We start from the raw sequence: 21243 nt of genomic DNA on the forward strand, positions 1-21243 counted from the left end.
AGTGATTTTAGATTTGAGAAAACTGTTTTAGCGGAGCCAAAACAGTTTCTATATTAATATCTGTAATGAGCAAAAGCTTTATTAGCTTCAGCCATTTTATGAGTATCTTCTCTCTTTTTAACAGCAACACCAGTGTTGTTAGAAGCGTCGATTAACTCATTTGCAAGTCTCTCTCTCATGTACTTTTCGCCTCTTTTTTCACAAGCTGCAAGTATCCATCTAATACCTAAAGTTTGTCTTCTCTCTGGTCTAACTTCGATAGGTACTTGGTAAGTAGCTCCACCGATTCTTCTTGCCTTAACTTCAAGTAATGGCATTACATTATTCATTGCTGCTTCGAAAACTTCTAAAGGCTCTTTACCTGATTTCTCAGTAATTATTTGAAAAGCGTCGTAGCATATTTTTTGTGCTACTCCTTTTTTACCATCTTCCATTATGTTGTTGATTAACTTAGTAACAACTTTTGAATTGTACATTGGATCTGGTAATACATCTCTTTTTGCTATAAATCCTTTTCTTGGCACTTTTCTTCCCTCCTTAACAATTTAAATTAACTCATAGGTACTCGATATTTCTACCGCAAAGCACTCTGCTCCAACTATCTATGTATATCTATATAAATGCCGAAGGCATCGCACCTCTTAGTTTAATCTTTAAGACCACTATTTTTGTTTTGGTCTCTTAGCACCGTACTTAGATCTTGATTGTAATCTGTTAGCAACTCCTGCTGAGTCTAAAGCACCTCTTACTATGTGGTATCTAACCCCTGGAAGGTCCTTAACTCTTCCACCTCTTATAAGAACAACACTGTGCTCTTGTAAGTTGTGACCTACTCCACCGATGTAAGCAGTAACTTCATATCCATTTGTAAGTCTAACTCTAGCAATTTTTCTTAAAGCTGAGTTTGGTTTTTTTGGAGTTGTAGTTTTAACTACTGTACATACTCCTCTTTTTTGTGGACACTCTTTTAATGCTGGTGAGTTTGAGGTAGTCTCTAAAGATTTTCTTCCTTTTCTAACTAATTGGCTGATTGTTGGCATTTTTTCACCTCCTATATTTTGGGTATACTATCAAATAATAGTATATCTATACAGACATCATACATTATCAAAGTCTTGACAATGTATGATGTTATATATTTATTTATATTAATTACCTGCTAGCTAAATATAAATTATAATATGAGCGCAGTTGCAGCTGATACATCTATTGCACATAATTTTCCTAATTCTTTCATGGTATCAACATATTCAATCTGCAGGGAATTAGTTTTAGCTAACTCTATAATAGGTTTTAATAGTTTTTGATCAGCATCTTTAGCTACATAGAGAACTTTACCTTGTTTATTCTTCAAAGCCTTTGTTGTTTGCTTGATTCCAACCACCTTTTCACCTTCGAGTCTGCCTATCATATTTACCCCCCTCATATGTGTAATTATCCTAAAAGAAATCGCACTTTGTAAGTATTAAAATCACACAAACTGTATTTTATCATTTTAGAACTACACTGTCAACAAAATATATTCTATGCTTGTAAATCCTCAGTTAAGATTTCTTCATTTTCTTTTTCTGTAGAAATCTTGATTGTTCTATATCGAGTCATTCCTGTTCCTGCTGGGATTAATTTACCAATAATTACATTTTCTTTTAATCCCACTAGGTTGTCAATTTTACCTTTGATAGCTGCATCAGTAAGAACCCTTGTAGTTTCTTGGAATGAAGCTGCTGATAAAAATGAATCAGTAGCAAGTGCTGCTTTCGTTATTCCAAGTAGTGTTATTTTACCTTCCGCTGGCATTCCACCTTCAGCAAGAATTCTTTCATTTTCTTCCTCAAAGTCGAATATATCTATCATTGTTCCTGGTAATAAATCAGTATCTCCTGACTCTTCTATTTTAACTTTTCTAGTCATTTGTCTTATAACAACTTCTAAGTGTTTATCGTTGATATCAACACCTTGAAGTCTATAAACTTTTTGAACTTCTGAAAGAAGATAGTTTTTAACTCCATTTACGCCCTTAATTCTGATGATATCATGTGGGTTAACTGACCCTTCAGTAATCTCATCTCCAGCTCCAATTGTATCTCCATTTAAAACTTTGATTCTTGAGCCGAATGGAATATCGTAGCTAAATTCTTCTCCTTCATTTGTAGTTATAACAACTGTTCTCTTTTTCTTAGTCTCTTCAATTCTAACTGCACCTGCAACATCACTTACAATTGCTAATCCTTTAGGTTTTCTAGCTTCAAATAACTCTTCAACCCTTGGAAGACCTTGAGTAATATCCGCTCCAGCAACTCCTCCTGTGTGGAAAGTTCTCATTGTAAGCTGTGTACCTGGTTCACCTATAGATTGTGCTGCTATAATACCAACAGATTCTCCAATGTTAATTTTTTGAGCAGTAGCCATGTTCATACCATAACATTTAGAACAAACACCTATCTTAGATTTACATGTAAATACAGATCTTATTTTAACTTTCTTAATTCCTGTACCTTCAACTTTTTCTGCAAGGTGTATATCCATATAAGTATCTCTTGGAACAATAACTTCTCCTGTTTTTGGATCAATTATATCTTCTGCACTATATCTTCCAGTAAGTCTTTCACTTAAAGGTTCGATTATTTCGCTTCCTTCTTTGATTTCACTTACTTCAAATCCTTCTGTAGAACCACAATCTTCTTGTCTTACAATAACGTCTTGGCTTACGTCAACAAGTCTTCTTGTTAGGTATCCTGAATCTGCAGTTTTAAGTGCTGTATCGGCGTTACCTTTTCTAGCTCCGTGAGTAGATATGAAATATTCTAATACGTCAAGACCTTCTCTGAATGATGCTCTAATTGGTAATTCTATAATTTTACCAGATGGGTTAGCCATAAGTCCTCTCATACCTGCAAGCTGTTTAATCTGACTCTTAGAACCTCTGGCTCCTGAATCAGCCATCATTGCTATTGGGTTAAATTTATCCAAGCTATCCATAAGAGCATTAGCTATATCTTCAGTAGTCTTAGTCCACTTATCTATAACTCTCTCATATCTTTCATCTTCAGATATAAATCCTCTTCTGTACATCTTATCTATTTTATCAACAGTAGCATCTGCCTCAGCTAGTAAAGTCTCCTTAGCTGCTGGAACTTCCATATCTGAAGTAGCAACAGTTATAGCTCCTATTGATGAAAAGTGATATCCTTTTGCTTTTATATTATCTAACATTTTTGATGTCTCAGTAGCACCATACTTTAGATAACATCTATCTATAATTTTACCTAAATTCTTCTTACTTGCTAAGAAATCAATTTCAAGCTTAAACTCATTCTCTGGTTTACTTCTATCAATAAATCCTAAATCTTGTGGAATGGATTCATTAAATATTAGCTTACCTGGAGTGGTATCAATGATTCCAGTGATTAGCTTACCATCTTTAATTTTGCTCATTTTAACTTTAATTTTTGCATGTATATCAATATCTTTAACTTGATATGCCATGTAAACTTCATTTGGTGAAGAGAACATTCTTCCTTCACCTTTAGCTCCATCTTTATCTAAAGTTAAATAATATGAACCTAAAACCATATCCTGTGTAGGTACACAAACAGGTTTCCCATCAGATGGTTTTAATATATTATGAGCTGCTAACATTAAAAATCTGGCTTCTGCCTGTGCTTCAACTGATAGTGGTACGTGTACCGCCATTTGGTCTCCGTCAAAGTCAGCGTTGTATGCTGTACATACAAGTGGATGTAACTTTATAGCTCTTCCTTCAACTAAAATTGGTTGGAAGGCTTGAATACCTAATCTATGCAAAGTAGGAGCACGGTTTAGTAATACTGGATGATCAGATATAACTTCTTCTAATACATCCCATACTTGAGGCATTACTCTTTCAACCATTCTCTTTGCACTCTTTATGTTATGTGCAACTCCAGTCTCAACTAATTTCTTCATAACAAATGGTTTGAATAATTCAAGAGCCATTTCTTTTGGAAGCCCGCATTGATACATTTTTAATTCTGGACCAACAACTATAACGGAACGTCCTGAGTAGTCAACACGTTTTCCAAGAAGGTTTTGTCTAAATCTTCCTTGCTTACCTTTAAGCATATCTGATAATGATTTAAGTGGTCTGTTTCCTGGACCTGTAACTGGTCTTCCTCTTCTACCATTATCTATAAGAGCATCAACAGCTTCTTGAAGCATCCTCTTCTCATTTCTAACAATGATATCAGGAGCTCCTAAATCTAACAGTTTCTTTAATCTGTTATTTCTGTTTATAACTCTTCTATAAAGATCATTCAAATCAGATGTAGCAAATCTACCTCCATCTAGTTGAACCATTGGTCTTAAATCTGGTGGTATTACTGGTATAACATCAATAATCATCCACTCAGGTTTATTTTTTGACTTTCTAAAGGATTCAACTACATCTAATCTTCTTATAGTTCTTACTCTTTTTTGTCCGCTACTTGTCTTTAAATCTTCTTTTAATTCAGCAGCTAACTCATCAAGATCTATATCTTGAAGTAAAACTTTGATTGATTCTGCTCCCATTCCAGCAACAAATCCATCATAACCATACTTATCTATAGCTTCTCTATAGTCCTTCTCAGTTAATATTTGCTTTTTATCTAATCCTGTCTCCTTTGGATCCAAAACTACATAAGACGCAAAATATAAAACTTTCTCTAAAGATCTTGGTGACATATCAAGAATTAATCCCATTCTTGATGGTATTCCTTTAAAATACCATATGTGTGATACAGGAGCAGCAAGTTCTATGTGCCCCATTCTCTCACGTCTTACTTTTGTTTTAGTAACTTCAACACCACATCTGTCACAAACGATTCCTTTATATCTAACTCTCTTGTATTTTCCGCAATGACATTCCCAGTCTTTCATAGGTCCAAATATTCTCTCGCAGAATAACCCGTCTCTCTCTGGCTTTAAAGTTCTATAGTTTATTGTTTCAGGTTTTTTTACCTCTCCTCTAGACCACTCTCTGATCTGTTCTGGAGAAGCTAGCCCTATTTGTATTGCATCAAAATTATTTAATTCAAACAAGGGTACATCCTCCCTTCATTTTAGTTTTCATCACTGAAATCATTAAGTTCTAATTCATCAGTAAAATCTATAGGTAAATTTTCATAGTCTAGTTCTATTTCTTCTTCTGGTTCTTCAATAGGCTCAACATATTCAGGTGATGGTGCTTCTTGTACTATCTCCTCATTTCCTTCTATGTTAACTTCTAAGTCTTCAAGTTCATCTTCAACAGATTCTCTTAACCTAATTTCTTCATGTGAATCATCAAGAAGTTTAACATTTAAGCAAAGTGCTTGTAATTCTTTAATAAGAACTTTGAATGATTCTGGCACACCTGGTTCTGGTATGTTTTCGCCTTTTACAATAGCCTCATAAGTTTTAACCCTTCCAACTACATCATCGGATTTAACTGTTAGGATTTCTTGTAAAGTATGAGCTGATCCATATGCTTGAAGTGCCCAAACTTCCATCTCTCCAAATCTTTGTCCTCCGAATTGAGCTTTACCTCCTAACGGTTGTTGAGTAACTAATGAGTATGGTCCTGTTGATCTTGCGTGTATCTTATCATCAACTAAGTGATGTAGTTTTAAGATATACATATATCCAACCGTTACTCTATTATCAAATGCCTCTCCTGTTCTTCCATCATAAAGAACAGTTTTACCATCTCTATTATAACCAGCCTGTTCTAGGCAATCCTCTATTTCAGTATCCAATGCACCATCGAATACTGGAGTAGCTATATGCCATCCTAATTCACTAGCTGCCCATCCTAAATGTACTTCTAGTACCTGACCAATGTTCATACGAGATGGAACCCCTAGTGGGTTTAAGCATATTTGTAATGGTCTTCCGTCTGGTAAGAATGGCATATCTTCTTCTGGTAATACTCTTGAGATAACACCCTTATTTCCGTGTCTTCCTGCCATCTTATCTCCAACAGAGATTTTTCTCTTTTGAGCTATATAACATCTTACTAATTGGTTAACTCCTGGTGGAAGCTCATCGGCATTTTCCTTAGTAAATACTTTAACATCTACTATAATTCCTGCTTCTCCATGAGGTACTCTTAGTGATGTATCTCTAACTTCTCTTGCTTTTTCTCCAAATATTGCTCTTAATAATCTCTCCTCAGCAGTAAGTTCAGTTTCTCCTTTTGGAGTAACTTTTCCTACTAATATGTCTCCAGATCTAACTTCCGCGCCTATTCTAATAATTCCGCGTTCATCTATATCTTTAAGAGCTTCTTCACCTACGTTTGGAATATCTCTTGTAATTTCTTCTGGTCCAAGCTTAGTATCTCTCGCTTCTGCTTCATATTCTTCAATATGAACAGATGTAAAGATATCATCTTTTACTAACTCTTCAGAAACTAGCATAGCATCTTCGTAGTTATAACCTTCCCAAGTTATAAATCCAATACGTATATTTTTACCTAAAGCTATCTCTCCTAAGTCTGTAGATGGTCCATCAGCAAGAACTGTTCCAACCTCAACTTTTTCACCTTTGCTTACAATTGGTCTTTGATTTATACAAGTTCCTTGGTTTGATCTTTTAAACTTAAGTAACTTATAAGTATCAATCCCGCCATCTTCATCTCTCTTCACTCTTACTTCATTTGCACTTACATAAGAAATCACTCCAGCGCTTTTTGCTTTAGGCAGTACCCCTGAATCAACAGCTGCTTTATATTCAATTCCTGTACCTACTATTGGGGCTTGAGTTTTTAATAATGGAACTGCTTGACGTTGCATGTTAGATCCCATCAGTGCTCTTGATGCGTCGTCGTTTTCGAGGAAAGGTATCATTGCTGTTGCAACTGAAACTATCTGTCTTGGAGAAATATCAATTAAATCAACATCTTCTTTTGGAACAATAATAATATCATGTCTAGCTCTTACAGTTACTTTCTTGTCAACAAACATACCATTTTCATCAATTGGCTCATTTGCCTGTGCAACTAAGTAGTTGTCTTCTTCATCAGCTGTCATATATCTTATAATATCAGTAATTTTTCCTGTTTTCTTATCAATAACTCTATATGGGGTTTCTATAAATCCATATTCATTTACCTTAGCATAGCTTGATAATGAGTTGATAAGACCTATGTTTGGTCCCTCTGGTGTTTCAATTGGACACATTCTTCCATAATGTGAGTGGTGAACGTCTCTTACCTCAAAGCCAGCTCTTTCTCTTGAAAGTCCTCCAGGTCCAAGAGCTGATAATCTTCTCTTATGAGTTAATTCAGATAATGGATTTGTTTGATCCATGAATTGAGATAATTGAGAACTTCCAAAAAACTCTTTTATTGCTGCTACAACTGGTCTTATATTGATCAAGGCTTGAGGAGTTATTATATCTTGATCTTGAATTGTCATTCTCTCTTTAACAACTCTTTCCATTCTTGAAAGTCCAATTCTAAATTGGTTTTGTAGTAATTCTCCAACGGATCTTAGCCTTCTGTTTCCTAAATGGTCAATATCATCAATATAGCCAATTCCATAAGCTAATCCTAACTCATAACTAACTGTAGCATATATATCATCTTTTATTATATGTTTAGGTATTAACCTGTTTATATTTAACTTAATTTGCTCTTTTATTGTTTCTTCATCATTGTAATTATCTAATATTTCTTTTAATGTTGGATAGTGAACTAATTCCCTAATGTTTAAATCAGAAATATCAAAGTTTACATGTTTACTTATATTAACGAAGTTATTTCCTATAACTCTGATTTTTCTATCATCTACTTGAATATCAACAGAATTAATTCCAAGGTCTTGAATCTCCTGAGCTGTTTCTCTATCGATTTTCTCACCTTTTTCAACTATAATTTCTCCTGTTGTAGGATTTACTATATTCTCTGCTGCTATCTGATTAGCAATTCTTAAATGAACTGATAATTTTTTATTGAACTTATATCTTCCTACTCTTGATAAATCATATCTCTTAGCATCAAAGAATAATGAATCTATAAGTGATACAGCACTATCTACAGTTGGTGGCTCACCCGGTCTTAATCTTTTATATATTTCTAATAATGCATCATTCTTGTCCTTAGTATTATCCTTCTCTATAGTAGCCTTTAATCTTTCTTCTTCACCAAAGAACTCTAATATTTCAGCATCACTACCATAGTTCATCATAACTCTTACAAGTACAGTTATTGGTAACTTCCTTGTTTTATCAATTCTTACATATATTATGTCGTTTGAATCTGTCTCGTATTCTAACCACGCACCTCTGTTTGGTATAACTGTTGATGAAAATAATTTCTTACCAGTTTTATCAATTGTATAGTTGTAGTAAACTCCTGGCGATCTAACAAGCTGGCTAACTATAACTCTTTCTGCCCCGTTTATAACAAAAGTTCCTTGCTCTGTCATAAGTGGGAAGTCACCCATGAATACTTCTTGCTCCTTTATTTCACCAGTTTCATTATTGCGTAGTCTTACTTTAACTTTTAGTGGTGCTGCATAAGTTGTATCTCTTTCTTTACACTGTTCTACAGTGTATTTGATATTTTCCTTATCAAGCTTATAGCCTACAAACTCTAATGCTAAGTTTCCAGTATAATCTTGAATTGGATTTATATCTTCAAACACTTCATGTAGTCCTTCAGCTAAAAACCAATTATATGAGTCTAACTGAACTTCAATTAGATTAGGCATAGTAGCCGTCTCGTTTACTTTAGCAAAACTCATTCTTGTTCTTTTACCATTTTTGACAGGATGTACCATCAGCTTTCACCCCTTGTATAAACTAAAATAACCCAAAAACCCACTATCCCCTAGGACTTTGTGTTTTCGGACTTCACACATTTTCATCATGTAATTATAACCATTTCCTTAAAAAATATTCATTTTTTAACAATACTTATAACCATGATTCATTGTCTAAATACTTTCGCATTAAATTATGTTATCATTACTTAAAGCATTTGTCAATGCTTTAGATAAAAAAGGAGCACTTTATACAAAGTGCTCCTTGTATTATGTCACTATTTTACTTCTACAACAGCGCCTACTTCTTCTAATTTAGCTTTCATGCTTTCAGCATCATCTTTGCTTGCGCCTTCTTTTACTGTCTTAGGAGCTCCGTCAACTATTTCTTTAGCTTCTTTTAAGCCTAATCCAGTTATTTCTCTAACTACTTTTATAACTTTGATTTTATTAGCTCCTGCGTTAGCTAATACTACATCAAACTCAGTTTTTTCTTCTGCTGCTGCAGCTCCACCTGCTACAGCTCCTGCTACTGCTACTGGAGCAGCAGCGCTTACTCCGAATTCCTCTTCACAAGCTTTAACTAATTCGTTTAATTCTAAAACGCTCATTCCTTTTATAGCTTCTATAATTTGCTCTTTTGTCATTTTAAATGCACCTCCGAAATTTCTCTTTTTCTATTCTTTGTTCTTTTTTTATAATTAAATTACTCAGCTGATTCTTTTTGCTCTTTTATAGCACTTAATAAGTAAGCTAAGTTTGATACTGGAGCTTTGAAACTTCCAAGAAGTTTTGCAAGTAATACCTCTTTTGGTGGTATTGAAGCAAGCTCTTTAACTTTATTTTCATCAAATATTTCGCCTTGAACTAATCCAGCTTTTAATTGAAGCTTTTTATTAGTTTTAGCAAAATCATTTAATACTCTAGCTGGAGCTGTTGGATCTTCATATCCAAATGCTATAGATACTGGTCCTTGAAGGTATTGTTCTAACCCTTCTACTCCTAACTCTTTAGCAGCTAAAGCTACTAGTGTATTTTTATAAACTTTATATTCTACACCAGTTTCTCTTAATTTTTTTCTTAATTCTGTATCTTGCTCAACTGTTAAACCTTGATATTCACTTAGTATAACACCTTGAGCTTTTTCTAATTTTTCTTTTATTTCAGCAACTTTTGCTTCTTTTAACATTCTGTTTTTGCTTTGCACTGTGTGTCCACCTCCTCACAGCTTATCACTGTTTATTTAATAATAAAAGTCTCTCCGCAAACATACGAAGAGACCAATAAAATCATCACGTTCTATTAGAATCCTCGGTAGGTAATTTCTGTTACGCTTACGCACCTACTGTCTACGGAATATTTATCTATTCAACTTTTAAGATTCTAACATACTTAATACAACAAGTCAAGGTTTTCATAAAAATTATTCTATAACTTTTACAGGATTAATTTTTACTCCAGGTCCCATCGTACTTGCAACAGTAACAGACTTAATGTATTGTCCTTTTGCTGCAGCTGGTTTAGCTTTTACAATAGCTTCCATTAATGTTTGGAAGTTCTGTTGTAATTTTTCTGATCCAAATGATTTTTTACCAATTCCTACGTGTACAATAGCAGTTTTATCTACTCTGTACTCAACTTTACCTGCTTTAATATCTGATAAAGCTTTAGCAACATCAAATGTAACTGTTCCTGATTTTGGGTTTGGCATTAATCCTTTTGGTCCTAATACTCTACCTAGTCTTCCTACTACTCCCATCATATCTGGTGTAGCAACAACTACATCAAATCCAAACCAGTTTTCTTTTTGAATTTTATCAACTAGCTCTTCAGCTCCAACAAAATCTGCTCCTGCAGCTTCTGCTTCTTTAGCTTTATCGCCTTTAGCGAAAACTAAAACTCTAACTGTTTTACCAGTTCCATGAGGAAGAACAACTGCTCCTCTTACTTGTTGATCCGCATGCCTTGGGTCAACACCAAGTCTTACGTGAACTTCTATTGTCTCATCAAATTTAGCTTTTGATGTTTTTACTGCAAGCTCCATAGCTTCTGATGGTGTATATAGAGCACTTTTGTCAATAAGCTTAGCACTCTCTATGTAATTCTTTCCCATTTTGCTATCCTCCTTCGTGGTATTAACGGTTTTTGCCTCCCACTAATTTAAAATCGAATTAATCTTCTACTACTATACCCATGCTTCTAGCTGTTCCAGCTATCATGCTCATAGCAGCTTCTACTGATGCAGCATTTAAATCTGGCATCTTTAATTCAGCTATTTCTCTTATTTTAGCTGTAGATACTTTAGCAACTTTATTTCTATTTGGAACACCTGAACCACTTTCTATTCCAGCCGCTTTCTTTAATAATACTGCTGCTGGTGGAGTCTTTAGTATAAAACTAAAAGATCTATCCTGATATACAGTGATTACTACTGGAATTATCATTCCTGCTTGATCAGCAGTTTTTGCGTTAAATTCCTTACAGAATCCCATAATATTTACACCATGTTGACCAAGTGCAGGTCCAACTGGTGGTGCTGGAGTTGCTTTTCCTGCAGGAAGTTGAAGTTTTATCATTCCTGTTATTTTCTTAGCCATGAGTTTACACCTCCTATATTGTGGTAATCGGACTTTTAAAGCCCTCCCACTTAATAAGACTAAATCTATAATAAAGATCTTATCTTATAAGCCTAATCTAATTTTTCTATTTGATTAAATTCAAGTTCAACAGGGGTTTCCCTACCGAACATGTCAACTAAACCTTTGATTTTATGTTTTTCAAGATTTATTTCTTGAATTAACACTGTGAAATTTTCAAATGGACCAGAAACTATCTTAACTTGTTCACCAATTTCCACATCTATAGTTACAGTTCTTTCAACTATTCCCATATTGTGTACTTCATCCTCTGTTAGAGGAACGGGCTTAGATCCAGGTCCTACAAATCCAGTGACTCCTCTAGTATTTCTTACGATATACCATGAATCATCTGTCATTACCATTTTTACCATTACATATCCTGGGAATATTTTTTTATAAGTTATTTTTTTCTTGCCATCCTTGATTTCAACCTGCTCTTCCATAGGAACTTGAATATCGTGAACGAATTCTTCAAGGTTTCTATTTTCTATAGCTTTTTCAAGGTTAGCTTTAACTTTATTTTCATATCCAGAATAAGTATGGACTACGTACCATTTAGCTTTACCTGTCATAGCTCAAGGGGTTTGAAGTATCAATCCCCTACCTCCTTTTTTTGTATTATTTAAAGAACATTTTAAAGAGGTTATTGAAACCAGTATCCAACAAACCTACTAGAATCACATAAAGAAGACAAAAGCTAATTACAGCGGCAGCAGCTTTCTTCGCTTCAGCTTTTGCAGGCCATGTTACTCTTTTAAACTCAGCCTTTAAGTCAACAAAAAACTGTACTATTCCTGCACGCTTTCTTTTCTCATTTGATTTTATATCAACTTTATTAGCCATATTTCTCACATCCCCAAAAATATATGCTGTTCAAACATTACTTTGTTTCTTTATGAAGTGTATGTTTGTGGCAGAATTTGCAGTATTTTTGCATTTCTATTCTGTCTGGATTATTTTTTTTATTTTTCATAGTGTTGTAGTTTCTTTGTTTACACTCAGTACATGCTAAAGTTATTTTAACTCTCACAATCTACACCTCCTGCTCTACGAATCAATTTATATCATGAAAGCTTTTTCTTACCTATTACAACTTAATTTTAAAACTTTTGCTACCTAAATAATTTAACATAACTTATTATATATGTCAATAAATTAGTTATTGTCTTTGGTGGTAAGTATTACCTGTTTTAAAATTAACTATACCTCTTAAAAGGACCAGGTTAGAAACCTAGTCCTATACATTGATTTTTCTATATTATTTAATTATAGAAGTAACAACTCCTGAACCTACTGTTCTTCCACCTTCTCTGATCGCGAATCTTAATCCTTCATCCATTGCGATTGGAGTGATTAATTCAACGTTCATGTCGATGTGGTCTCCTGGCATTACCATTTCCATTCCCTCTGGTAATTTAATTGATCCTGTTACGTCTGTTGTTCTGAAGTAGAACTGTGGTCTGTATCCATCAAAGAATGGTGTATGTCTTCCACCTTCTTCTTTTTTAAGTACGTATACTTGACCTACAAACTTAACGTGTGGATTTACTGAACCTGGCTTTGTTAAAACCTGACCTCTTTGGATGTCTGTTCTTTGTACTCCTCTTAATAATGCTCCGATGTTATCTCCTGCTTGTGCTTCATCAAGAAGTTTTCTGAACATCTCAACTCCTGTACAAACTACTTTTCTCTTCTCTTCGCTTAGTCCAACAAGTTCTACCTCGTCTCCAACTTTTAATATTCCTGTTTCTACTCTTCCTGTTGCAACTGTTCCTCTTCCAGTGATTGTGAATACGTCCTCTACTGGCATTAAGAATGCTTTGTCTGTTGCTCTTTCTGGAGTTGGAATATAGCTATCTACTGATTCCATTAATTCCATTATGCATGCTGTCGCAGCTTCATCTGTTGGATTTTCTAATGCTTTTAATGCTGATCCTGTTATTACTGGAATATCATCTCCTGGGAAGTCATACTCGCTTAATAATTCTCTTACTTCCATTTCAACTAATTCTAATAATTCTGGATCGTCTACCATATCTGCTTTGTTTAAGAATACTACTATGTATTGTACTCCTACTCTTGATGCTAGCAGTATATGCTCTCTTGTTTGTGGCATTGGACCATCTGCTGCTGATACTACTAAGATAGCTCCATCCATTTGCGCTGCTCCTGTTATCATGTTCTTTACATAGTCAGCGTGTCCTGGACAGTCAACGTGAGCATAGTGTCTATTATCTGTTTGATACTCAACGTGTGATGTATTGATTGTGATTCCTCTTTCTTTTTCCTCTGGTGCTTTGTCTATTTGGTCATATTTGAATGCCTCTGCAAATCCTCTGTTTGCTAATACTGTTGTGATTGCAGCTGTTAATGTTGTTTTACCGTGGTCAACGTGTCCTATAGTTCCAATGTTAACGTGCGGTTTGCTTCTTTCAAATTTTTCCTTAGCCATTTTTTATTCCTCCTTGATATAGGCTTAATTATTATGAATGAATAATTAATTAATTTACTCCTATAAACTCACCCTGGTGTGTTGCGTTTCCTTAAGTAAGTTTGGAGCCCATAACCGGGATTGAACCGGTGACCTCCACCTTACCAAGGTGACGCTCTGCCTACTGAGCTATATGGGCATTAAAATATGATGTAGATTTATAAAAAAACCGCATCATACAAATGTTAAATATATACTTAAATACTATATATCAGTTACTCATTATACTATATATATCCTTTTATGTCAACGCTATTACTTTCTTTTATCTAAGCATTTTTCCAATTTTCTTTTAACTCTTTGCAGAGCATTATCAATAGACTTAGCATGTCTGTCTAAGTCACAAGCAATTTCTTGATAAGATTTGCCATCTAGATAAGACATGAGCACTTCCATCTCCAGATCTGACAGCACTTCTCCTATCTCATTCTCGATACTTTCTACCTCTTCTCTGCTTATTACCAGTTCTTCTGGATCAGACACCTTAACCCCTGATATTATATCTAGAAGTGTTCTATCTGATTCTTCATCATATATAGGTTTGTTTAGTGATACATATGTATTTAGTGGAATATGTTTTTGACGTGTGGCAGTTTTAACTGCCGTTATTATTTGCCTTGTAACACAAAGTTCCGCAAAAGCCTTAAAGGATGCTAACTTATCTGTTCTAAAATCTCTAATAGCTTTAAATAGCCCAATCATACCTTCTTGGTATATATCTTCTTTATCTGCACCAATTAAAAAATATGATTTAGCTTTAGCTTTCACAAAATTTTGATATTTACATAGCAAATATTCTAAAGCACGATTGTCCCCATTTCTAGCTTCAACAACAATTTCCTCATCAGTTTTGTTCATAAACTGGGAATTTAACTCCTCATTGTCAACCCTTTTCTCCAAAAGCATCCCCTCCAAAATGAATATTGGACTTAACTAAAATTATACATTATTATTTTAAAGCGTCAAGCTATATTACTTGCTTCGCCTTATTTTTTCTAGCTTTTTAGCTATTTCACTGTCAATCATATCCTCAAATAAGTTTCTATCCTGCGAATAAGTTTTTTCATACTTTTTAGAAATCTTTTTATTAGCCTCCATAACGGTGTGATAAAACTCTAATGAAGATATTCTATTGGCTCCCCTTTGAAAAGTAACTTGTTGTTCAATAGCATCAGAAGTAACTACGTAAACCTCTGATGCTCTACCTATATTATTTACGGTCTTTTCAATATATAGGTCTGCTGTTTCTCCTTCTTTAGTAAAAACTACTGTGATATTTCCAATCCTCTCTTTCTTTTGAATACTACCTTTTACCATATGAGCATCGAAAACTATTATAATGTTATATCCTTTAAAGGAAGAATAGTTAATCATAATATCTATTAATTTTGCCCTTGCGGATTCATAACTATAATCCTTTATCGTTCTAAGTTCCGGCCAACTATTTATAACATTGTAGCCATCTATAAATATTTTTCTCAAGATTATATTAGCAAAAGTCTATTTCAACTTTTGCTTCAACACCTCATACATTAGTATTCCACCAGCTACAGAAGCGTTAAGCGAAGTTATTTGACCAACCATAGGGATTTTCATTAGTACATCACATTTTTCTTTAGTTAGTTTTGATATCCCTTTTCCCTCACTTCCTATAACTAACGCTACTGCACCCTTTAAGTCCACATCATAACAATTCTCACCATGCATATCAGCACCATATATCCATAATCCTAATTCTTTTAATTCATCTATAATGCTGTTAATATTCGTAACTTTAGCTATTCTCATATGCTCTGTAGCACCTGCAGAAGTTTTATATACAATAGGAGTGACCCCTACATTTTTTCTTTTAGGAATTATAATTCCATGTGCTCCACAAACTTCTGCCGTTCTTATAATTGAACCAAAGTTATGAGGGTCTTCGATTTCATCCAGTATAATTAAAAATGGTTTTTCATTTTTTGAATTTGCATAATCAATGATTTCTTTTACATTATAATATTTATAAGCAGTAACTTTAGCTATTACACCTTGATGAGCCCCTGTTAAAGACATAGAATCAAGTTTTGCACGATCTACATTTTTAACAACTATACCTTTTTCCTTTGCCAAAGCTAAAACCACATTAATAGAACCTTTAGTATCACCTTTAGCAACTAATATCTGTTCTATAGTTCTATTAGATTTTAAAGCTTCAATTACTGAATTTCTTCCTTCAATAATATCTTCTCTTATTATTTCTTCATTTCCCATATTAGTTTTATTATTGTATTCTTTTTTAACTCTATCTCTACTGTTATTTTTTTTATTTTCTTTCATATTTTAACCTCTTTCATAAACCTATTTAAATTTAAGCTATCTTTAATTATATCCAAAAGTATAACTTTAATTTATGTAGTTGTTTATAAATTAGAATATTTTTTCCTTACTGCCACAATTTCTCCACAGGTCATAGTACCTTCTGGACAAGATCCTTTTATACAATTTGGTCCTCCATTTTTAAATAAAATAGGAGCTACTTTTTTTGCTTCTTTTAACATTGCATCTGCCATATCTCTAATTTCCCATTGAGCTCTATTACAGCATCTATGTGCAAAAAAGTGCATAAGCTCTCTTGCATTCATGGTAACAATAATTTTAGTTTCACAAGCATTTGGAAATACATATCTAGCGTCTTCAATAGCTCTTTTCTGTGCTTGTGACTTTAGTTTTCTTAATACACGTTCTTCAACTTCTGACGTTGAATTTAAAGACTTCTCTCTTATGTATTTATCTAAGCTTTCATTATAAATTTGGTCAAATAATATTTCCACGATTTCATCGTAATACTCTTGGTCCTTTTTCATAGCTTCTATAAATATTTCTTTAGCTTTAGAATTACTCTCTATTGATGGTGGTATTATGTACTCAAAAGCATCCAATTTTACGTATCTTTGACTTTGTTGTGAGTATGAAGCAACTCTATGACGTACTAGTTGATGTGTTAAACTTCTAGACACTCCTTCAATAGCAAAGGTAAAACTAACATGCTCAATAGGAGAATAGTGACCATAATTCATAAGCATACTTAAAAAGTTTTCTGTTTTTTCTTTATCTAATCCTTCTAATATTTCGTCTACTCCTACAGAGCTATAACAAAGCTTTGCTGCTGATGCAATAACCTTTTCCGGGTTTGGTGTATGCTCAATTAATTTAACTTTCAAAGTCATTTTTATCCTCCTCGTATTTTACTATTTTACTTAATATATAATTAAGTTTTTCTTCCTTTTCACATAAATATAGATATCCTATAACTGCTTCAAAACCAGTAGCCCATCTATAATCAGCTACATCTGAATTTTTAGGTGTATGAGATTTAGAATTTCTTCCTCTTTTGAAAATAGCCATTTCATCATCATCTAAATCATCTATTATAATCTTCATATATTCACTTTGCGCTTTTGCTTTTACATAAGATACAGCTTTTACATGAACCTTATGTACATTAAGTCCTCTATTTTTTTCCACTAAATATGTTCTTATAAACACTTCATACACAGCATCTCCTATCAAAGCCAACACTAGTGGATTAAGTTGTTTTATCTCTTCTAGAGTAAATTTTCCCTTTAGTAATTGAAAGTTCATGTTTTTCTCCTTAACCTTATAGTTATTCAATTTTAATTATACACAGATATTTAAAATAATAACAGGTAATAAATGAATATTTTTAAAAATCATGACGAAATTTAGCTAGTAAATTATAAATATATAAATTTAATATCAGTTATTAAAAACTTTGTATAATCTTCGTTTCATTCACAATATAATATTTAAATATTTCTTCTTAATTACAAGAAACATTGAAAATATTTTTAAAATATCAATAGATTATTATAAAAAGAGTAAAGTTTGTAGTAATTTTTATAAATTATAATAATAAATTATTACTTCTAATTATACTTAATTATTATTTTACTCTAATATAAATTTCCTTTAAATAAAAAAATGTTTGCAACAGTTTTAGAATTTTTTAAAACTGTTGTAAACACTTATGTATTAAATATAATTTTTATTTTAGATATTACAAATACCTTAAATAGAATAATTAATTAAAGGTTTCTAAAATACCACCTAGCTATTTCTCTTAAAATGTATAGGTTAATCTTAAAAATTATTTATATACTTGTTCAAATATATATCCTTTTATTGCTAAGGCATTTTTTATCATTGCAGCATGTTCTTTTGATTCTGTTTCAATTTCTATTTCAATATTTGTAAACTCAAGTCCTTTAGGATTCCAGTTTTTATCTTGTTTAATCTTTGATACATTTCCACCTAGTGTAGCTACTTCAGCAACTAATGCTCCCAATTGACCTATTTTATCTCTTAATTCAAATTGTAGAGTTATTCTTCTTTCAACTAAAACTAATTGTCTATCAATTATTTTTGATATTGTAGCTATATCTATATTCCCACCACTTATAACTGCAACAACATTTTTACCAGCATTCTTAATTTTTCCTGTTAATAATGAAGCTAAGGAAACAACTCCTGCACCTTCAGCTATGACCTTATTTCTCTCCATTAGTGCAAATATTCCATAGGCAATTTCATCTTCTGTAACCGTTACTATTTCATCAACATACTCTTTTATTATTTCAAAAGTTTTATCTCCTGGAGTTTTAACAGATATACCATCTGCTAATGACTTTGAACCTTCAACTGTGACAACTTCACCTTTTTCTAGAGATGCTTTACTTGAAGCAATTATTTCTGCTTGAACTCCTATTATCTTTACATTAGCATTTATAGCTTTAGCTGCTATAGCAATACCTGATATAATTCCTCCTCCACCAATTGGAACTATTATAGTATCAACTTCTGGTAAATCTTCAAAGATTTCAAGAGCAATTGTTCCCTGTCCTGCAATTACATGTTCATCATTAAATGGGTGCAAAAATGTTGCTCCTGTTTCCTTTTGTACTTCTACTGCTTTAGCATAACATTCATCGTAAACTTCACCATGCTGTATAACCGTTGCTCCATAATTCTTTGTAGCTTGAACTTTTGCAAGAGGTGCTGTTAATGGCATACATATTGTAGACTTGACACCAAATATAGTTGAAGCATATGCAACTCCTTGAGCATGATTTCCTGCGGAAGATGCAACAACTCCCTTAGCTCTTTCTTCCTCTGTCAATGATGCAACTTTGTTATAAGCTCCTCTAAGTTTGAAAGACCCAGTTTTTTGTTTATTTTCACATTTTAAATATACTTCATATCCAGTGTCTTTTGAAAACGTACTTGAATGAAATAAAGGTGTTTTTCTTACAACTCCCTTTAAATTTTCCTCTGCCTCTCTTATATCAGATAATGATAATGTTATACTCACTATTTTCTCTCCTTTTGTTTAAAAGTTTATACTAAATTAACAAAAAATTTAAAATATAATAATTAGTCAAAAGTTCCGAAGGATATTTTCTGTTAATAAAAAGTAATTTTCTATAGATACTTATTTATTATTATCTATAGAAAATTATAATTTAACATAGTAGAAAACACGCAAGAATACTCTCTATTATTTTTTGAATATAGTTATTCTATGCATATATATCAGTTTTAATATTGTATATCTATACATTATTTTATAGTAAGGTTATTATATTTAAATTCTCTCTTAACTCTTTCAACAACATTTTCTAATCCAATTAATTCAAGTTCTTCTTTAGTTCTAAGTTTAAATTCTACAAGTCCTTCTGATATCTTTTTACCCACAGTTATTCTCATAGGTATTCCTATAAGCTCAGAATCCTTAAATTTAACTCCTACTCTTTCATTTCTATCATCTAAAAGAACATTAACTCCTAAAGACTTTAATTCATTATATAACCTTTCCGCTGCTTCAACTTGTGCTGAATCCTTCATTACTGCTGGAACAACAACTACATGATATGGAGCAATTTCTAGCGGCCATGCTATACCATTTTCATCATGATGCTGCTCTATAATAGCTGCCATTGTTCTATTTATACCTATACCGTAGCATCCCATAACCAATGCCTTGTTTTTACCTTCTTCATCTATAAAATTAGCACCCATAGCATCTGAATATTTAGTTCCTAACTTAAATATGTGTCCTACCTCAACTCCTCTAGCAATAGTGATATCTCCACCACATTTTGGACATTTATCCTCATTAGTAACTTTTCTAAAGTCTCCCACTACACCTTCAAAATCTCTTCCATAATTAACATTTTTAAGATGATATTCTGTTTCATTAGCACCAACTACAAAATTGTACATTTTACTAACTTCTTCATCTATAAGCAGCACATCAACCTTTATTCCAATAGGTCCAGCAAATCCAATTTCAGCATTTGTTGACTTATTAACAGTTTCACTATCAGCTAATGAAAATTCTAATACTCCACCTAGTGCATTTATAACTTTTGTATCGTTAATTTCTCTATCTCCTCTTACCATAACAGCAACTACTTTGTCATTAGCCTTATAAATTATAGTTTTAGCTAACTTTTTCTTTTCTATATTTAAAAATTCTACTAGCTCGTCTATAGTTTTTGAGTGTGGTGTATAAATTTTTTCAATGTCATTTAATTCTTCTTTTTCTTGTATTTCAGCTATAGCTGATGCTTTTTCCATATTAGCACCATACTTACAGCAGTTACAAAAAACTATCTCATCTTCTCCAACTTCAGATTTAACCATAAACTCAGCAGAACCTGAACCACCCATAGCACCAGAATCTGCCTCTACAGGACTAAAATCTAATCCACATCTTGTAAATATGTTATTATAAGCATGATACATTTTTTCATAAGCTATATCTAATCCTTCATTATTTTTATCAAAAGAGTATGCATCTTTCATTATAAACTCTCTAGATCTCATAACTCCAAATCTTGGTCTTCTTTCATCTCTATATTTAGTCTGAATTTGATATAAATTTAAAGGTAATTGCTTATAAGATTTTATTTCATTTCTTGCAAATTCAGTAAACACTTCTTCATGTGTTGGTCCTAAGCAAAACTCTCTTTCATTTCTATCTTTTAGTTTAAACATTTCAGGTCCAAAAACATCCCATCTACCTGATTCTTTCCAAAGTTCAGAAGGAAGTAACGCTGAAGCTAAAAACTCCTGTGCACCAGCTTTATCCATTTCTTCTCTTACTATATTTTCTACATTCTTTAAAACTTTAAGTCCTATAGGCATATAATTGTACACACCTGAAGCTAACTTTCTTATCATTCCAGCTCTAAGCATTAACTGATGACTTAAAATTTCTGCTTCTGCTGGAACTTCTCTTAATGTTCCTAAAAACATATTTGATAATCTCATCGTAAATCACTCCTTA

Annotated in this window: 20 protein-coding genes, 1 tRNA gene and 1 other annotated feature; all 21 genes read right to left on the reverse strand. The window is 32.8% G+C overall.

The annotated features are described in order from the left end of the window. Positions 1-53 precede the first annotated feature (53 nt). A complete protein-coding gene (gene rpsG / locus ACY1IQ_RS10045) occupies positions 54-524 on the reverse strand; it encodes a 30S ribosomal protein S7 (RefSeq protein ID WP_461613811.1) in 471 nt (156 codons plus the stop codon). Positions 525-662: 138 nt separating this feature from the next. Further along, positions 663-1040 (reverse strand): 30S ribosomal protein S12, encoded by a 378-nt coding sequence (rpsL, locus tag ACY1IQ_RS10050; RefSeq protein WP_461613812.1) that lies wholly within the window; start codon positions 1038-1040, stop codon positions 663-665. A gap of 134 nt (positions 1041-1174) precedes the next feature. Continuing rightward, a complete protein-coding gene (locus ACY1IQ_RS10055) occupies positions 1175-1411 on the reverse strand; it encodes a ribosomal L7Ae/L30e/S12e/Gadd45 family protein (protein ID WP_461613813.1) in 237 nt (78 codons plus the stop codon). A 113-nt stretch (positions 1412-1524) separates the two neighbouring features. Next, a complete protein-coding gene (gene rpoC, locus ACY1IQ_RS10060; protein WP_461613814.1) occupies positions 1525-5058 on the reverse strand; it encodes a DNA-directed RNA polymerase subunit beta' in 3534 nt (1177 codons plus the stop codon). Between the two features lie 20 nt (positions 5059-5078). Continuing rightward, a complete protein-coding gene (rpoB, locus tag ACY1IQ_RS10065) occupies positions 5079-8780 on the reverse strand; it encodes a DNA-directed RNA polymerase subunit beta (protein ID WP_461613815.1) in 3702 nt (1233 codons plus the stop codon). 260 nt (positions 8781-9040) lie between these two features. Further along, positions 9041-9409, reverse strand: coding sequence for a 50S ribosomal protein L7/L12 (gene rplL / locus ACY1IQ_RS10070; RefSeq protein WP_039629592.1), 369 nt, complete (start codon positions 9407-9409; stop codon positions 9041-9043). 59 nt (positions 9410-9468) lie between these two features. Then, the gene (gene rplJ, locus ACY1IQ_RS10075; RefSeq protein ID WP_461613816.1) at positions 9469-9969 is read right to left on the reverse strand and encodes a 50S ribosomal protein L10; all 501 of its coding nucleotides are present in this window, start codon (positions 9967-9969) and stop codon (positions 9469-9471) included. Positions 9970-10002: 33 nt separating this feature from the next. Continuing rightward, positions 10003-10135, reverse strand: a sequence feature (ribosomal protein L10 leader region). 50 nt (positions 10136-10185) lie between these two features. After that, a complete protein-coding gene (gene rplA, locus ACY1IQ_RS10080) occupies positions 10186-10875 on the reverse strand; it encodes a 50S ribosomal protein L1 (RefSeq protein ID WP_461613817.1) in 690 nt (229 codons plus the stop codon). A gap of 58 nt (positions 10876-10933) precedes the next feature. Beyond that, the gene (gene rplK / locus ACY1IQ_RS10085) at positions 10934-11359 is read right to left on the reverse strand and encodes a 50S ribosomal protein L11 (protein WP_461613818.1); all 426 of its coding nucleotides are present in this window, start codon (positions 11357-11359) and stop codon (positions 10934-10936) included. Between the two features lie 92 nt (positions 11360-11451). After that, positions 11452-11973: a transcription termination/antitermination protein NusG gene (gene nusG, locus ACY1IQ_RS10090; protein ID WP_461613819.1), complete on the reverse strand. Its 522-nt coding sequence runs from the start codon at positions 11971-11973 to the stop codon at positions 11452-11454. Between the two features lie 46 nt (positions 11974-12019). Then, the gene (gene secE / locus ACY1IQ_RS10095; RefSeq protein WP_039629584.1) at positions 12020-12244 is read right to left on the reverse strand and encodes a preprotein translocase subunit SecE; all 225 of its coding nucleotides are present in this window, start codon (positions 12242-12244) and stop codon (positions 12020-12022) included. 37 nt (positions 12245-12281) lie between these two features. Continuing rightward, entirely contained in the window at positions 12282-12431 is a 150-nt protein-coding gene (rpmG, locus tag ACY1IQ_RS10100) for a 50S ribosomal protein L33 (RefSeq protein ID WP_021285011.1), read from the reverse strand. A gap of 228 nt (positions 12432-12659) precedes the next feature. Further along, positions 12660-13853: an elongation factor Tu gene (gene tuf, locus ACY1IQ_RS10105; protein ID WP_461613809.1), complete on the reverse strand. Its 1194-nt coding sequence runs from the start codon at positions 13851-13853 to the stop codon at positions 12660-12662. A 102-nt stretch (positions 13854-13955) separates the two neighbouring features. Next, a tRNA-Thr gene (locus tag ACY1IQ_RS10110) sits at positions 13956-14031 on the reverse strand. Between the two features lie 116 nt (positions 14032-14147). Further along, the gene (gene sigH / locus ACY1IQ_RS10115) at positions 14148-14798 is read right to left on the reverse strand and encodes an RNA polymerase sporulation sigma factor SigH (RefSeq protein ID WP_080618848.1); all 651 of its coding nucleotides are present in this window, start codon (positions 14796-14798) and stop codon (positions 14148-14150) included. Between the two features lie 66 nt (positions 14799-14864). Then, on the reverse strand, positions 14865-15374 hold the full coding sequence (locus tag ACY1IQ_RS10120) for an NYN domain-containing protein (protein WP_461613820.1): 510 nt from the start codon (positions 15372-15374) through the stop codon (positions 14865-14867). Between the two features lie 18 nt (positions 15375-15392). Further along, positions 15393-16145 carry a 23S rRNA (guanosine(2251)-2'-O)-methyltransferase RlmB gene (rlmB, locus tag ACY1IQ_RS10125; protein ID WP_461613886.1) on the reverse strand — a complete coding sequence of 251 codons (753 nt, stop codon included), beginning with the start codon at positions 16143-16145 and terminating at the stop codon, positions 15393-15395. A gap of 149 nt (positions 16146-16294) precedes the next feature. After that, positions 16295-17101 (reverse strand): FAD-dependent thymidylate synthase, encoded by an 807-nt coding sequence (thyX, locus tag ACY1IQ_RS10130; RefSeq protein ID WP_461613821.1) that lies wholly within the window; start codon positions 17099-17101, stop codon positions 16295-16297. After that, the gene (locus ACY1IQ_RS10135; protein WP_461613822.1) at positions 17085-17516 is read right to left on the reverse strand and encodes a Mini-ribonuclease 3; all 432 of its coding nucleotides are present in this window, start codon (positions 17514-17516) and stop codon (positions 17085-17087) included. The genes thyX and ACY1IQ_RS10135 overlap by 17 nt, the downstream gene beginning before the upstream one ends. A 526-nt stretch (positions 17517-18042) precedes the next feature. Next, positions 18043-19257, reverse strand: a complete 1215-nt coding sequence (gene ilvA / locus ACY1IQ_RS10140) for a threonine ammonia-lyase (RefSeq protein ID WP_461613887.1) — start codon at positions 19255-19257, stop codon at positions 18043-18045. Positions 19258-19511: 254 nt separating this feature from the next. Further along, on the reverse strand, positions 19512-21227 hold the full coding sequence (locus tag ACY1IQ_RS10145) for a proline--tRNA ligase (RefSeq protein ID WP_461613823.1): 1716 nt from the start codon (positions 21225-21227) through the stop codon (positions 19512-19514). Positions 21228-21243 lie beyond the last annotated feature (16 nt).

The sequence above is a fragment of the Clostridium sp. Marseille-QA1073 genome (assembly GCF_054863625.1).

What these genes read in the sequence shown, in the direction of transcription:
- rlmB (WP_461613886.1), bottom strand. Translation starts at nt 16,145, where the DNA reads ATGGGAAATGAAGAAATAATAAGAGAAGATATTATTGAAGGAAGAAAT.
- tuf (WP_461613809.1), bottom strand. Translation starts at nt 13,853, where the DNA reads ATGGCTAAGGAAAAATTTGAAAGAAGCAAACCGCACGTTAACATTGGA.
- secE (WP_039629584.1), bottom strand. Translation starts at nt 12,244, where the DNA reads ATGGCTAATAAAGTTGATATAAAATCAAATGAGAAAAGAAAGCGTGCA.
- rpsL (WP_461613812.1), bottom strand. Translation starts at nt 1,040, where the DNA reads ATGCCAACAATCAGCCAATTAGTTAGAAAAGGAAGAAAATCTTTAGAG.
- rplK (WP_461613818.1), bottom strand. Translation starts at nt 11,359, where the DNA reads ATGGCTAAGAAAATAACAGGAATGATAAAACTTCAACTTCCTGCAGGA.
- thyX (WP_461613821.1), bottom strand. Translation starts at nt 17,101, where the DNA reads ATGACTTTGAAAGTTAAATTAATTGAGCATACACCAAACCCGGAAAAG.
- sigH (WP_080618848.1), bottom strand. Translation starts at nt 14,798, where the DNA reads ATGCTTTTGGAGAAAAGGGTTGACAATGAGGAGTTAAATTCCCAGTTT.
- ACY1IQ_RS10055 (WP_461613813.1), bottom strand. Translation starts at nt 1,411, where the DNA reads ATGATAGGCAGACTCGAAGGTGAAAAGGTGGTTGGAATCAAGCAAACA.
- rplL (WP_039629592.1), bottom strand. Translation starts at nt 9,409, where the DNA reads ATGACAAAAGAGCAAATTATAGAAGCTATAAAAGGAATGAGCGTTTTA.
- ACY1IQ_RS10145 (WP_461613823.1), bottom strand. Translation starts at nt 21,227, where the DNA reads ATGAGATTATCAAATATGTTTTTAGGAACATTAAGAGAAGTTCCAGCA.
- rplA (WP_461613817.1), bottom strand. Translation starts at nt 10,875, where the DNA reads ATGGGAAAGAATTACATAGAGAGTGCTAAGCTTATTGACAAAAGTGCT.
- rpoB (WP_461613815.1), bottom strand. Translation starts at nt 8,780, where the DNA reads ATGGTACATCCTGTCAAAAATGGTAAAAGAACAAGAATGAGTTTTGCT.
- ACY1IQ_RS10135 (WP_461613822.1), bottom strand. Translation starts at nt 17,516, where the DNA reads ATGAACTTTCAATTACTAAAGGGAAAATTTACTCTAGAAGAGATAAAA.
- nusG (WP_461613819.1), bottom strand. Translation starts at nt 11,973, where the DNA reads ATGACAGGTAAAGCTAAATGGTACGTAGTCCATACTTATTCTGGATAT.